Genomic DNA, 14,818 nt, shown 5'->3' with positions numbered 1-14,818 from the left:
GCCTTCGCCAGATTCAATACCGCAGCGACATCATCGACGGATGCCTCACCGGAACCGGACTCACACCAACGACACCACGACTACAAACTGAGTAGTCTCCTCCAGCTTCTCCAGGCGGCGCGCCTCCTCCCGCGCGGCTTCCTCCAAGCGGACCTGCTCGGCCTCCGCTTCCGCCGCCAGCCGCGCCTCTTCCGCGACCCGCTTCCTCTCCTCCTGGCGCTGGCGCATTACGTCGTGCTCGGCCTGTAAGCGGGCCGACTTTGCCGACGTCCACCACATTCCACGTCGCAGCACCCACAGCCGCCCACCCACCCGCCGCTTCACCCGGTGATACCGGCGCAGACTTACCACCGGCTCGACCTGACCCTCCAGCGCCCACCGAACGAACACGGGCAGCGGCGTCGTCCGCACACCCCACGCACCGAAACTCCAGTCGAACGCGGCGACACCATCATCCACCGCCCACGCTCCGCCGGCCTCCGGAGGCTGGGCCCGCACTGCGGGCACCTCGTCGATCCACTTCGGGGACTTCTCGTGCGGCGACACCCAGCACACTCGGATCCCCGCCTCCGCATACCGGTCTGTGCGCGCCTGGATGTCGGGAACGGTGATCGGCGACAACTGCGCCTCCCACGCCATCCGCTGGCTGCCGTCCGGGGAGGTGGCCATCACGTCGGCCCGCCAGGACTTGTCCGGCGCGCTCACTTCCAGCTCGGCGTGCCAGCCCGCATCGCGGATCGCCCCGAGCAGCACCAGCTTCGTCATGTGATGCTCGAAGCTCTCGTTCTCCAGTGGGCAGTCGTCTGGCCGCTTCCCGTGATGCGCGAAGAACCTGGTCCCGCCCCGCAGCACGGCACTCATCGCGCCCTCACAGTCCGGACAGGACAGTGGTGCTCGGGGCCGAACCCGGTGGACGTCTTCCCAGACGATCCCGCACCCCAGATCCGGCAGCCCCGCATACAGCCGCCCCAGGACGGCATGCACAGCCGTGTACGGCACGAGCCCCTCCTCCCGCACACGCGAACGGACCACTCCGGCATAGCAGCCCCCGCTGACAACGTTCCCGCCCGGATCTTGCTGATCTCGCCAGACCGGCGCCCGCTGACGGGCCAGAGCGGGGAGAACCCGGGCCCCGGGATCCTCGCCCAGGCTCTCGGGTGGTGGCCGACACTTACCGTCGTCGACCGCGTGGCCAGTCGTCCACGGCCTCTGCAACCAGATGTGTTTGTAGCCACTTGCGGTCGGCTTCTTCGCCGAAGCCGTGTGACCGGAGGGCATCGAGCGCGGCAGCTCGGATGTGCCGATCTTTGTCTGCGCTCCTCCAGGTCGTAGTCGTATCGGCCGTTGACCTTCTCTGCGAACGGCGGCAAGAGCTTGTAGGAGCGGCATTCACTGATTCCGAACGGCGTCCTTCGCTGATCCACTATGGGGACGGGGTTCGCGGGAAGCCCGGCCCTGCCCGTGCGACAGCCCAACGGCATGGTCAGGGCCGGCCCGCGGGCAGGGCTGGAAGGAGGAATCGATCCTTGGAGCCAGCCGCCTCTGGGCGCTCAGAAGCCGATCGGGATGCCCAGACCAGCCGCCGCACCTTGGGCGAGGCCTGTCCAGACAAGTGTGGGTAGACACGTCTGCGCAGTCTGTGCGGCCTTCTGTAGTGCCCGGCGAACCCGACCCTGCTCGGGCTGAGAGGCGTTGAGCTCCGCCTGGAGCGCCTCAATGTCGGCAACGACCGCAGCCCGGGCCTCGGCCGGCACGTCTGCGGTCTGTGCCGCGGCCAGAACCTCGCGCGCGAATTCCGCGAGCTGCTGCGGGTCGTAGCCGAATGTGTTGTTCTGGGTGTTGTTATCCCCCACCTGGAGCCCGTTGACTGGGCCATTGAAGTTGATGTTGGGTCGGCTGTTCTGCTGTTGCTCGCTCAAGAACTTCCTCACAGAGATCGGATTTTCAAACCCGCACTCGATGCCGAGAGGGGTGAGTGCTATGGCACGGGCCTGGACAGGACTGCGCTCAACGAGGACGAGGCCCTTTGATTCCAGAAAACGGACGGCTTGCTCGACCTCATCGAGCTCGAGGACGGAGTCGTAGAACCACATGCGCTCACTTCCGACGAATCTGGCCAGTTCGACGCGCGTGCGGGGATAGGCGCGGGCGGCGGCGGCGATCAGCGAGTCCATGGCAAAGTCATGCCGCATACGGCCATCGTCGCGATCCCGGGCATACTGCTCTGCTACCGTCACCCCCTTCGCTGTGATCTTGCAGGCAGTGCCTGCAGCGAAGGTGCCGTTGCTGCTGGCCAGTCCGAGGGCGACCAGAGACGCGATGATCGAGTCGATCCGACTGTCATCCACGTGACGCCAGTCCGGATCATCTGCCGCGTCCCAGATGTGCAAGGTGTCACCACATGTTCTGCTGTGCAGGGTCAGCAGAAGACGTGCAGCATCAAACTCAGTCGTCACGTTCCGAATCGTAGGTCGCTGAAGGAGCGCCGTGCGGCCAAATTATGTATCGGTCTGTGCAGGGCAGATTCCCCCGCGTTCCTGTGCCAGCTGGAGCAGCACCCGCTCCGCCACTGTCCGGGCTATCCCAGATGATTGGTCTGTCCCCATCTGACCGGAAGGTGGCGGCTTGCTTGAGTGAAGAGAGTCGTGCGGAGAACTCGTCGAACAGCTCTTTGCACGTGTCTGATCGCGTCCTCAGCCAGATCGAAGCCCCACGCACGGCAAGGGCTCATTTGGCATCTCGCAGGTACGTGTCCCGCCCCGCCGCAGCATTCACACAGCCTGGAGCCAACTCGCTGGAGGTGGCCAGCTACTCGTCTTCCTCCTGCAACTCTCGTGCGGCGACGCTGCCAGCAGCCGCCAAAGCGTCAACGATGACCTCGTAGTTGGCCCGTACCGCGGAATTGAAGTGTGGAGATGCGTGCAGCTCCCGGAGCCACTCGACGATGAGAAAGCTCCCGAGAGCGGTGCCGTGGTTCGGGAGGAGGGCTCGGATCCAGGTAAGGCCGAGGGTGAGCTGCTGGTCTACCGGCGAGGCTCGGAGGAGACCAATCAGGCTGTCGACGGCTCCTCGGGTACCGGTCGCCCGTGGGATCCACCTCGGGATGAGCTCCGCGAGGCTGGCGGCGGTGGGCCAGCCATCCCGAGCTCGCTCGAGCGTTGCCGTCATATCGTTGTCGAACGTGAGGGGGGTCGGAGCGGGAATCAGCGCGGCCACAGCTTGCTCATATGTGAATGCCGACCTGCGATCATTAGGTGGCTCTGGAAGCGCCAGCACGGTCTGCAGCAGGGTGGGCCAGATGTCTCTCAACTGGGCCCTACGGTCGAGATCGTACGTGGCCGAGATGGCGAGCCCCTGCAACAGTGGAGCTGACCCTGGCGAGCACCCACCGAGGGTGAGCACCAGGTCCTGAACGAGGTTGGCCTCCGTTGCGGTGGCGGCCAGAAGAGCGTCGGCGATGAAGCAGTGCTCCTCCGCTCGGACGTTGAAACCCTCTTCTGCCCAGTGAATGGCAGTACGCGCATACGCGTCAATTAGGGCGTCGCGGAGGGGCCGGGCCTTCGTTGCCACGCAACAGGAACTGGAGACGGCATCAAGTGTGGCGGCTAGGGCTGTCGAGAGCCGGGGAAGTACCAGGTTCGTTGCGTCGGCAGCCCTGAGTGCTGTCGCAATATCGTTATCCAGGGTGGTGAAGGCGCGACGTCCGGTTCCATCCCAGGGAGCCATTGCGACATCTCGGGCGCCGTATTCCACAGCGCCCCATGCCCGTTGGTGACGGCACGGTTCTTGCGCGGGTCCACACGGTGCGGCCCAAACTTTGCGTAGGGCCAGCGCAGCGCACCTGCGTACCTCGTAGGTTGGACTCGTCATGGACGCGGCAACAGTAGCGGCCGCCTGTTCATCGGCACGTGGCAAGCCATGTGCCAACGGCTCGGCAGTCTGCCAGGTAGGCAGGAGGAGGGAAGGCGAGGCAGAAGCCGCCGAGCGGTCCGCGCCCCGGCTGTACAGACTACCCTCGTACGCGTCCTCTCCCGCTGTGGTGGAAGGCGCCTCCACCACAGTCTCGAGTGCCCACCGCAGGTCGTCGATGCTCAGGCCTTGCACGCGCATGGCGGAGCCGACTGTCCGCACCACAGTGCCAGCCACTGCCACAACAGTGTCGTGAAGCATGCGATCCGAAGTCGTGGGCGGATTGTCCGACAGCCTGCGGGCTTTAGCTACGTCGGCGGCTAGTAGATCACCCTGCACCGAGGGTTGGCCTAGCCCGAAAGGCGGGGCCAACGTCAGGCTATAGCGGTTGGCTAGTTCGTACAGCACGCGCGTGTCGGAAAGGTCACGACGCGTCTCCTCTAGTTCAGCAGACAGATCCGCCGGCTCCACATACTCCATGGCGAAGCCGGTCCCGTAGACGATCCGCCTGTAGTTGCGGGTATCGAGGAGCGTCGCACAGATCCGCGCGTGGATAGCCTCACGGCCATCGGCATCAGTGGGGCAAGCCGCGAGCAGCCGGGCCCCCACCCCTCGCAGGCGGTTGGCGTCGGGCTCGTCGTTCGCGAACGATGCCTTCGCCGCAAGAAAGGCTGCAACGTCACGAAACGAACTCTTGCGCCACTCGCGACCGGGAAGTTCTTCCTCGTCCCGAGAGGTCAATCCAGAGGATTCGTGCATAGTCCGAATGTCTTCGTAGTGCCATAGCTCGGGTACGGCCAGAAAGTCGTCAAGTTCGTTGGTGACCTCGGGAAGATGTCGGACTAGAAATCCGACAGCTGCTCCCACGGTAGCGAGGCTGTCCGACTTCCTCAGCAGTGGCAGCACGATCTCCCGCAAAGTCATTCCTTGCGCGTGTAGTTGATCCGCCGCACGCTCCCAAGCCAGCAAGGCGCTGGTGCAGACACTTGGCCCCACTGTTGAGCCTCGATACCAGGCATACACATGCGAATCGCCTGCGTAGGAACGTTCTCCGAGATCTAGAAGATCCATGTCGACGTGCAGATATTCGGATGATGACGTTTCCTGGGTGCCGGAGCTAGTAAGGGCTTTAATTCGGACGCTTGTCGCGTGGTCGAGCAGAGTATTGATGACGAGAAGCCCCGTGGCCGGCTTTCCACAGAGAATCTCCCAGAACGGTCCGTACCACCAAGCGGATCGTGGTACACCCAAGTGGTATCCGGCCGCATGATCACGGACGCCATCTCCTGTCAGTAGCGAATGGCTGAGGTGTCTCTGACTAGGCCGCTCGATGTAGTAGGCGAGCGCGAGTTCGGCCAGCAGATCAACGTCACGCTCGCGCAGGCTCATGATGGCGTAAGCGTTCTCCACAATGGGCCGCAAGGCGGCTGGCCGATGGCCTGCGACTGCAATCAGCCGGGCCCGTACGTCGTCATTTACATCCGGACCCAAGGTGGCCAGCGCTTCCAGTATGAGCTCGTCAAATTGGGCGTCCCGTTTCAGTAGAACGTCTCGGACGGTTTGCTTCACACGCCGAACTGCTGGATCATCCCGGGCCGCTTCCTCGTACTGGACGCCGCGCAACCAGTACCGGACAATCCGGTCCGCGCTTTCCATCACATTCCGTGACACGTCGAGTGCGTGCCAGTTCTGCTCAGACAGCCAAACGACCAGCGCTTCGATCGGGAGGGGTTCCGCCCGCCCCCTAGCAACGAACCGCTGCTCGGCCACTCGCAACAGCATGCCTGCATTCGCTCCGCGGTCACGCAGTAGAAGCTGTGTTGCTACCAGGACCAACTGAGGTGCGACACCGACCGAGAGCACAGCCTCCCAAGGAATGTCTGCCCAGCGCGCACCGTGTACGGCTGCCATCTGGTCGAAGAATGCGATGAGGTCGCGTAGCGTCTCATCGACCGCCTCGCTCTCCAAGGCTTCCAGCAGTCTCGCTTGACAGGCCACCAGGCTCGCGCGCAGCGCCCACCGCGGAGCCCCGGCATCCTTGAGCACACTCAGCCCGTCAAGCAGTACGAGCCGAGTAGTGGCAAAGTCACGGACTACGTCGCTGGCGAAGGTCTCGCGCCGCCGCAAGGCCGAGCCCGGGCCGAACGAACGGACCAAGCCGTCCGATCTCAACGATGGCAACACCGCCGGGTCAGGTCCTCCCCATCGACAAGGGAGTCCAAGTTCCTGGCGCGCCATCTCGAGCAAGGCGCGGTCTCGGGCGTCCGGGGCCTGAACACCGCCCACTGCCCCGTTCTGAGAGCGGACCCAGCCCTGCCAGCACACGTCGAAGACATCAGCCTCGGAGAGCGCGCCGTCGCGCAAGGGCATGACCGCGTCTGCGCGAAGCAGCAGATCGACCATTCCGACACGGCGCAGCAGCCACCGGGATCTCCGCTCTCGTAGAGGCTTGAGGGCGGGGAACCTAGCTGCCAGCTCGTCGAGCGTGTTGTCCGGCAGTGACTCCACACGGAACTTCGTCAGATCCAGGTCAGGCAACATGTCGAACGCTTCCTCGACGGCCACCACTGCGTCGTCACGCGCCACCGCGACGATGCCGAATCCAGCGCGGCGGCCGGCGTCTGCCAGCGCTAGCCACCTGTCCCGTGCGCCTTCCTGGATGACCTCCGCCCCGTCGAAGGCCACCAGTCGCCCGCTACTCCCGGGATCTTGCGTCGAGAACAGTCGCGACAGCGGTAGCCCGACCGCCGACTCCAACGTCGGCAATGGCGGTGCGCACTCGCGCAGGTCGACCACTACAACCTCGACCCCCGACTCTCGGAGCTGGTCCACAGCTTGCAGGCAGAGCACCGATTTGCCGACGCTCGGCTCACCGTGAACCAGGAGTGCCTCACCGGATTCGGCTGCCCGGACCATGTGCTTGAACACCGCAAGTACAGCGGATGATCGGTCTACTGCAGCTCTTTCGACGATCTTCCCCTGGCGGCGTACGCGCAGTTCAGCCGGCGTACGCAGTCTCAGCTGCCGCTCGAGTTCTTGCAGCGTGGCAGTGGGTTCATACGCAGAGCTGTGGAAGGTGCGCTGATCGTAGTAGTTGGTCTGCTGGTTACTGTTGCCAATTTGCATGGCTGTGGGGCCCGTGTAGGTGTTGCCGAGCTCTGGGACCTGCGCCCCGCCGGTGTCGGCATTCTCAGCGCTCATGAGCGGTGGACCAGACCACTCGGGGTTGCTCGTCTGATGGTCACGATCCCCGATCTGATCGACTTCAGCCATGGCCGCGGGCGGTGGACGCCTAGCGGAACTGACCCCATTCCCATGCTCTTCATTATAGGGAGGAGGCTGAATGCAGCGGAGTGGGCAGACGCGCCCTCTGGGGCCGGCCGGGCTGGAACAGGTCTAGCCGTACCCGTGTAGACAGAATCGCAGGGTCTCGCCATGTTGAATCCCGCTGGCGCGGCACGTCGTCGCCGGGGGCCGACATGGCAGGTCCCCCTCGTGCGCCGCTGATCGCACGGTCGGTCATTCTCTCAGAGCCGAACGGCGAAGCCGTTTTTCTCATCGGACGCGGGTTACTCCGTTGCCCAGTGGTTGGTCGGATCGAACCAACCCAGATCCGGGTACCACGCAAGACAACGGTCGGATACCTGGGCCCCGATGAGCCAGAGGTGAGTGAACTCCTGCGGGAGCAGAGGCGCCTCTGAGGGAAGCCGACTGTCACTCGCGAGCGCACGCTGGGCCGGCCACGGGGTGGTCATGGTCACGCCGATGACGGCGTGACTCTCGTCCCCACCCGCTTTTCTTAGCTTGTCCCGATTGCCCCGCATATGCCTGGTGTCGGCGTTGACCTCAGCATCAACCCACGTGTGGAAGGCATCCCAATCATCGATCGCAAAGCCACCTGCCCCCCACGGGACGAACCTGACTAGTCCTTCGCCGTCTTGCTGAGCGGGGCGCGAGGCCAGACCGCGGATGCCCAGAACAGAGGCTCGATCCGCCAGGGGGCCGGGATGAACGGCCAGGTTGTGGGGAGTCGGCACGAACTCGTACAACTGGCTCGCGGCCTCAAGCTCGGCCAGGAGCGTGGGCACCCACCCCCGGTAGCTCCGGCCGTCCTTCTTGAGCCGGAAGTCCCGACTGACACGGACGGTCCAGTCACGGCTCAAGCCGGAGGCGGATAGGTCAGGTTCACGGCTGAGGACACCTGCTACTTCGGCGTGCTTGTTGTCCAAGGCCATCCACACCTCAGCGAAGCCGACGCGCCCGTCTGCGTACTCAAGAGAGATATCCGGCATCTGCTGAGTGCTGCCGTCGTCTTGGAGACAGACACGCCCGCCTGTGAACCGCGCCAGTACCCGACCTACCTGGTACTCGAAGTCGGGCGAGACATGATCCTGGAAGGCCTTGGCGCGCTGCTGTGCAGTGCGTTGATCGATGGGGTACCCGGATCGCCACTGGTCGTCCATGCTCTCAGTGTGTCCTCGCCGGGGCAGTGCGCACCGGGATTTCTTGGTGATCTACTTGCCGGCGCTGCGGTGACAGGCCCCTGGACGGCGTGGCCTGCTCTCCATCCCAGCCTGACCCGAACAAGACTTCATGCCGCCAGGCCGACGTCCAGGATCTTGGCGGCTTTGCCGATGGAGCCGGGCATGAGGTGGCGGTAGATCTTGAAGGTGATGTCGAGGCTCTTGTGGCCCATCCATTCGGCGACGTCGGTGATGGGGATGCCGTTGGTGAGGCAGTTCGAGGCGAAGAAGTGGCGGAGGCTGTAGATCACCATGCCGTCGGGGACGTCGACTTCGCCGGCGCGCTTGATGCGCTGCCACTGGTTTGAGGTGCGGGCGCGCGCGACGCGGGAGCGGACCGGGCCGATCGGACACCCATTGGCTTTGGCCGCCTCGTTGTAGGGCGGGCCCAGGAGCTGGGTGAGGACGAAGATTCACGGCGCTTGCCGGGAATGGCTGCCAGGAGCTCGGCGAAGGCGATGCCGTCCTCGAATCCGGGGACCTCCTGCGGATGGGCCTACTCAGCGGTGGTCTGCCAGTCGTCGCGGTCCGAGAGCCTGGTGCGGGCGGCGGAGTGGCGGATGCTGTCCACGACGGCGGGTTGGGCAATCGATAGCAGTCAGGTGCGCGCGGAGGAACGGCCCTCGAAGCGCAAGAGGGGGGATGGCGCGGAGGAAGACCTCCTGGGTGAGGTCGGCTGCCTGTGGGCCGGTGCTGGGGAAGGCGACCTACCGCCAGACGTCGCGGTGGAGGGCGTGTACGAGCCGGTCGGCCTTGTCCTGGTAGCCGTCGCGCGGGGCGAGGGCGAGTCGTGTCATGGCGTCGTCGCTAACGAGGGCTTGCCAGGCCGCTCTCGCTTCGGCGGAATCCTGGTGGGTGATCAGTGCAGGGGGCATCGCCACGAGGACTCCCGAAAGCTGGTGCGGCTGTTGGGAGGGTGTGAGTACCTTCTGTCACTCTGGTCGAGTGCACGACCGGCACGGTCGCCGCGGGGTATGGTGACGCATGATCAGGATGGCGGTTCGAAGCCAGCACCTGACAGCGGCGGCTTGCGAAAAGCGTTGTGGGGGGGACCGTGTCTGACTTTGTCGAGTTCAGCTTTCCGGATGGCACTGCCGTGCTCATCGAGGTATGGCCGACAGACCAATCGAAGAGCACCGTCGACGCAGAGTTCCAGCTGCCCGGTAGCGCTGCAGTTGAACCTGTAGGCCTGGGAGCCCGAGTCGTGCAGCAGGCGGGCCAGACCCTAAATGATGCCTTCGCGCCTCTAGTGCCGGTTCTCGAAGGCTTGCATGACCAGGTGACGCGGCTGCCTCGTGCTCCCGAGGAACTGACCGTTGAGTTCGGCATCAAACTGACCGCAGGGTTGAAGCTGGCAGTCGTCAGTGGTGGAGAAGCCAGCTTCAGTGTCTCAGCCACCTGGCGACTGAATGACGGTGTGCCCTCGCCCACTTCTGAGTGAAGCGGAGGAGGGAGTCTTGCACCCTGTATCCGCCGATGATGCGCTGCGCAGCGCGTTCGTCTCGCTGCTGAATCCCGACGGCGCTGTGGTCGGAGGCGGAGTGCTTATCGATCGCGAGGGCGATCGAGCATGCATTCTCACCTGCGCGCATGTTGTGAACATGGCTTTAGGTAGAGGTCAGTTCGCGGTTGAATGTCCCGATGCGAGCATGGTGACGGTGGCGTTCCCAGCAGCTCCCGGGCTGCGCACGCAGGCCCGAGTGTCTGGGTGGTGGCCGGCACGCTCCCTACGGGAGTCGGAAGACGTGCTCACTGGCGCAGACCGACGATGGCGTGGCGACATCGCATTGCTTGATCTAGCAGATGTCGCGCCTCGAACTGTGGCTTCAGTACGCCTTGCTACGCCCAAGCTGGGCCAAGAGGCATGGACATGGTTCGGCAGCGGTGAACCAACCTCCGTGGTACGGGCACAGGTATCTGGCATCGCTGATGAGTGGTTGGTCCTGGGTGGTTCACCAACTGGTCATGCTGTCCAACCGGGTTACAGCGGAAGTCCATTGTGGGATCGAGACCGCCAAGCTGTGATTGGACTGCTTGTTAGCGCGCACCAGTCCATGCCGTACAGCCGGATGAGTACGGCTGACGTCGCGCGGCAGAGCTACGCGATTCGGGCCGACAGCATTTCCGAACACTGTTTGAGGCAGGTTCTTGGGCACTCCCAGTTCCTGGGGAAGGACGCCAATGCCCTCCTCGAAGCCCAGCGAATTGCGGCACGAGCCTTTCCGTACCGTGCTGTGGGTCTTCACGGCCGAGACCCAGCCACTGTCTATGTGCGGCAGCAAGTCTCGGCATCCGAGATCGCATCCGTCGCATTGGCGGCCGATCCCACACGCGCCGTCGTCGCGGCCGAATCGGAGAGGCTGAAGCCCAAGACGATCGAGGATGCGCTGGCGACGCACCGGCACCTCTTCTTGTCCGGTGAGGCGGGATCAGGGAAGTCCACACTGACGCTGCAGCTAGCTACGCGTCTGGTGGTATTGCCTGGTCTACGTGGCGCCATAACGCTATATCCGGTAAGGGTCCTTGCTCGAGACATTGCGGCACGCCCCGGTATGCGCTTGTTGTCGGCTGTGTCCGAAGCGCTCCGGTCAAGCCTTGCGCGGTTCCTGTCTCGTGACCTTGATCCGGAGTTGCTTGAGCGCCCCCCACACGGAGGGCGCTGGCTATTGGTCATAGACGGACTCGACGAGGTGACCGCCCAGGCCGACCGCTCTGACTTGATCGAACGCCTTCAAGTTTTCATGGAGCAGGAACGCGAGTACCACGTGCTCGTCACCAGCCGTCCTCTTCCGCAGGCGGAACGTCAGCGCTGGGAAGAGGAGAAGGAGCTTACCCAGTACGCCATCGAGCCCTTTCACCATGATCAGCGTGCACAGTTCGCCCATGCCTGGTTTGCTCGTGACCCCAGACTTGCCGATGCTTTTCTGGCTCAGCTGGCGGCTGCGAGCTTTGAAGAGGAGGCCTCGGTCCCGCTCCTTGCCACGGTCGCAGCGATCGTCTTCGAAGAAGATCCCGAGCAACCTCTACCGGCTAGCCGGTTCGATTTGTACGAGCGGTATTTCGCTCATCTATTCGACTCGCGTGCGCGTCAGCTACTGGACGACGTTCAAGTGCGGCTCGTCGGTCGCTCGCAGGGCGAGGAGTTGGCCCGGCGCCTAGTCGAGTCTCGCGTAGCATTGATCGAGTATCTGGCGCCGAGAGCGCTGCGGACCGAATCGCTGCTGGTCGAGGCTATGAAGTGGCTTGCCTCGCAAGGGATCACGCCTCCGCTCCCGCCAGCGGACTGGACTGAGATCGTCAGTTCAACACTCACGTCGACCGGCCTGTTGATACCGGACGGTGATGGACTGAGATTCGCTCATCACACATTCGCGGAGCACATCTGCGATCTCCTCGATGCCCGCCGGCTGCCTTCGCGATTCGATTGCCGGGACGCCGCGTGGTGGCGGACGTTGAGCCTCGCCTGCACTAATGGAGATGCCTCGCAAAAGCGCGTGATCCTGCACCGTGCCCTGCTCAGCGGAGACGCGTCCGAACTCATCGACTGGCTACTTGAGGGTGGCGACACGGCACGGGAGCTGGCGGCCGTGCTGATCTCGCGGGGGGTGGAAGCGACTGTCGGACAGCACGCGGCTTTGGCCGAGACATTCGAGTTCTGGCTCTGGAGAGCCGCCCGGGCACCGCAATTCGTTCAGCAGGCCGTGAATGCGTTGGGAGTGCTCCGCAGCCTGAGCCGGCCCCTCCAGCGAACCCTGTACAGAGCCGGGGCGGACCAGGCCTTTCCTGAACAACTCCGAGAAGCATGCGCGCAGGCGCTCTTGCGTTCTGGCGATCCCCATCGCTCTCTAGGGTTGAACATCATGCGTCTCCTCCTCCACGATCCGCAGCTTGCTGGTCGCGTACGCCTTCGGGCTGCCCAGGGCATGCAGTTGGCGGGGGAAACCCAAGCTGCGGTGGATGGGTTTCGGCTTCTTGCCCAGGAGCGGGGGTCGATGCTTCCTCTCCATCGGCAGATGGCGGCACGGCAGCTGGCTGGGAGCACGGATTGGTCGATGTCGATAGTGTGGCCGACTGGAGGTGTGGCGGGCATAGATGTCCGTCCGCCGGGCGGAGCGTCTACGCAGGGAGCGGAGGAACTCCGCGACACGGGTGCCGGCATGGACCTCGAGGAAGCGCGGGGCGATGCGCATGGAGCGCTCGAAGTTGGCCGTGGATTGGATACTCCTGCGCGGGCGCCTTCCCTTCACAGTCCTGTTCCCTCAGACATACAGGCTTTCCTACGCCTGGGAGACAATGCAGGAGCCGAGGACGTTGCCGCGATCGCCGTCGCCGAGGCGGCTGCGCTGGTGGCCAACGAAGGGGTGCATGCGCGACGGGACAGGTACTGGGACTATAACTGGGCGCAGGTAGCGGTGTGGCTCTGCGCCGAGCCAGCTCCGGAAGGCTCGACGCATGCCCATGCTGTTTTGGCGCTCCTTAAATACATTGCTGAACTCTCGAATGACTCGGTGAAGTACCCGCCGAACCTGCTGCTGGACCGTCCGCTGCGTGCCGTCATGGCGGCGTTGCTGATTCGAAGTACTCGCGAACACGCGATGGCCGGCCTGAGGCTCCTTACCGGACCCATTGCTGCGTGGAACGCCTCCGTCGTCAGATCTCTAATGCAGCAGGCGATACGCTCTGTTGGTGATCTGCATCAAGTCGTAATCGCACAGCACTGCCGTATCTTGCTGGACTCGCGCCTGCCGAACACGTGCCGGAACACTGTGCTTGCATCGGTTCGGGGGTTGAACCGCGGACTGGCTGTTGAGCTGCTCTCGAGAACTCGGGGTGATGATCCGTACATGGTGACAAGCACCATGCTGCGGATCGGTACGCAGTATCACGCAGATGCGGTCGCCTATCTCACAGAGGCCGCTCCCACTGCCTTCGACGGCTTTCTGCGTAGCTGGTGCCGCGCGGCTGATGAACTCATCACATGCGGTACGAGCGAGGACCGGGACGAAACTTCTCGCATGGTGAAGAGGGCCGCTGCCCGTGTCCGCGATTCGGGGGCGAAATTAGCTCTGGTCGATGTCCTCGCGCTCCGTGAGCCAATGGAGGCAGCACGGTTGGCGAGCGCTGTGACAGCGAACGCCGCAGCGAGCGATGAGGAGAGACTGGCAGCGGCACGACTCATCGCGCACGTCGGCCACGACGAGGAATACGAGGCAGTTGCCATCCAGGTGATGGATGCGTTGGAAGCACGACTGCCGCCCGCAGAGTTGATCGAACTCGCTGTCAGCCTTGCTCGAATCAGTCCAGCCGCCACGGACCGGGCCGAGACCCTCCTTCGCGCTTGTCTATTGGCTGCCAAGGGGAACTCGCCATTTCTTGGGAGTTTCGCTGCCGCGCTGGCCCGACTGGGCCCAGACGTACGTGCCCGGCTGGGCCAAGACCTCAGCAGTCTGGTCGGTGCCCCTTCCAGGCACCATCGCCGTGGGTGGTTCGAGCAGATGGAGACCATCGCCTTCCTCGGGCCAGACATGCATGAGGTGATACACGCGTGCCTGACCTCACATGTTCACGAAGGCGGAGGGGAAGACGGAAGTGTCCGCATTGCTGCTGCCGATCTCATCCATACTCTGGACTGGAAGGGTTCCGGAGTGCAGGGGGCGAGGCTGCTTTCGAGCCTGGCTAGCTCTCCGTCCGAACACCCGACTACGCGAGCCCTTGCGGCCCGTAGGCTTCGCGGCTTTGGGCCGCAGTACCTGGAGACCGTGCTGGGCACCCTTCGGGCGTTGGCAGCGGACTCCGCGCTGCCGGCCTTGTTTCTGATTCAGGTGAGCAGAGAACTCGCTGCTGCCGGATCGGTGGAACTCGCAGTCGCCGTGGTAGCCGCCCTTGTGTCGAAGAGTTCCGTGCCGGAGCCACACCGGTTCGAGGCCGCCTTACTCATGCTGACATTGGATCTGGCGTGCTCGGACCAGACCGTGGACGCCCTCGCCGCCATGGCGGGTGACCGGCGATTGTCCCGTGACACCCGGATGTGGGCGGCACAGGCCCCGTCACTCGTTCGTGCCGCGTCCACGTAGTCGTTCCGGCGTCGTGGCTGGAGGGTCCGCCTTGACGGTCAAAGGGAGCCCGCCAAGAAGCGCTCCGGTGATCGAGCCCGCCACTAGGATCATGGTGGACAGCATGCAGGGCCGGCCTCTCTTGGGGCACGGCTGCCGAGGGCGCGGTGTAAGCGGCATTCGGGGCAGTGCCGTTGGCAGCCGATCGGGTGGTAGCGGTCATGGCCAGATGGGATACGTTCCCGAGGCCAGCGGGCGGGGTCAGCCGTCTGGCGTGCGGCTCGCAGCGGCACGAGCTCTCAAAGCATGGTGTGCGGCGTTGTCGCGGGCCAG

General features: G+C 64.2%; 7 protein-coding genes and 1 pseudogene. 3 read left to right on the top strand and 5 right to left on the bottom strand.

What is annotated here, in order from left to right:
- Positions 1-60 precede the first annotated feature (60 nt).
- From ABT123_RS16755 to ABT123_RS16735, 5 genes are all read right to left on the bottom strand, one after another.
- Positions 61-861 carry a competence protein CoiA family protein gene (locus ABT123_RS16755; RefSeq protein ID WP_502970974.1) on the bottom strand — a complete coding sequence of 267 codons (801 nt, stop codon included), beginning with the start codon at positions 859-861 and terminating at the stop codon, positions 61-63.
- 689 nt (positions 862-1,550) lie between these two features.
- Entirely contained in the window at positions 1,551-2,456 is a 906-nt protein-coding gene (locus ABT123_RS16750; protein WP_351314350.1) for a hypothetical protein, read from the bottom strand.
- Positions 2,457-2,808: 352 nt separating this feature from the next.
- On the bottom strand, positions 2,809-7,182 hold the full coding sequence (locus ABT123_RS16745; RefSeq protein WP_351314347.1) for a hypothetical protein: 4,374 nt from the start codon (positions 7,180-7,182) through the stop codon (positions 2,809-2,811).
- Positions 7,183-7,478: 296 nt separating this feature from the next.
- Positions 7,479-8,372: a hypothetical protein gene (locus tag ABT123_RS16740; RefSeq protein ID WP_351314344.1), complete on the bottom strand. Its 894-nt coding sequence runs from the start codon at positions 8,370-8,372 to the stop codon at positions 7,479-7,481.
- A 128-nt stretch (positions 8,373-8,500) separates the two neighbouring features.
- On the bottom strand, positions 8,501-8,824 hold the full coding sequence (locus ABT123_RS16735; RefSeq protein WP_351314382.1) for a tyrosine-type recombinase/integrase: 324 nt from the start codon (positions 8,822-8,824) through the stop codon (positions 8,501-8,503).
- Positions 8,825-9,486: 662 nt separating this feature from the next.
- Here ABT123_RS16735 and ABT123_RS16730 point away from each other — a divergent pair.
- From ABT123_RS16730 to ABT123_RS16720, 3 genes and pseudogenes are all read left to right on the top strand, one after another.
- A complete protein-coding gene (locus ABT123_RS16730) occupies positions 9,487-9,873 on the top strand; it encodes a CU044_2847 family protein (RefSeq protein WP_351314341.1) in 387 nt (128 codons plus the stop codon).
- Positions 9,842-10,453 (top strand): annotated as a pseudogene (locus ABT123_RS16725) (S1 family peptidase); the annotation flags it as partial. The gene ABT123_RS16730 and the pseudogene ABT123_RS16725, both read left to right, overlap by 32 nt.
- Positions 10,454-10,501: 48 nt before the next feature.
- Entirely contained in the window at positions 10,502-14,506 is a 4,005-nt protein-coding gene (locus ABT123_RS16720; RefSeq protein ID WP_351314379.1) for an NACHT domain-containing protein, read from the top strand.
- The last annotated feature ends 312 nt before the right edge of the window (positions 14,507-14,818 follow it).

This window comes from Streptomyces sp. NPDC002054 (genome assembly GCF_040296685.1).
In the GTDB taxonomy this organism is placed as follows: Bacteria; Actinomycetota; Actinomycetes; order Streptomycetales; family Streptomycetaceae; genus Streptomyces.
The sequence above is the reverse complement of the archived record's forward strand: the minus strand, read 5'-3'. Positions and strand labels throughout refer to the sequence as shown.

What these genes read in the sequence shown, in the direction of transcription:
- ABT123_RS16755 (WP_502970974.1), bottom strand. Translation starts at nt 861, where the DNA reads ATGAGTGCCGTGCTGCGGGGCGGGACCAGGTTCTTCGCGCATCACGGG.
- ABT123_RS16745 (WP_351314347.1), bottom strand. Translation starts at nt 7,182, where the DNA reads ATGGCTGAAGTCGATCAGATCGGGGATCGTGACCATCAGACGAGCAAC.
- ABT123_RS16740 (WP_351314344.1), bottom strand. Translation starts at nt 8,372, where the DNA reads ATGGACGACCAGTGGCGATCCGGGTACCCCATCGATCAACGCACTGCA.
- ABT123_RS16720 (WP_351314379.1), top strand. Translation starts at nt 10,502, where the DNA reads ATGAGTACGGCTGACGTCGCGCGGCAGAGCTACGCGATTCGGGCCGAC.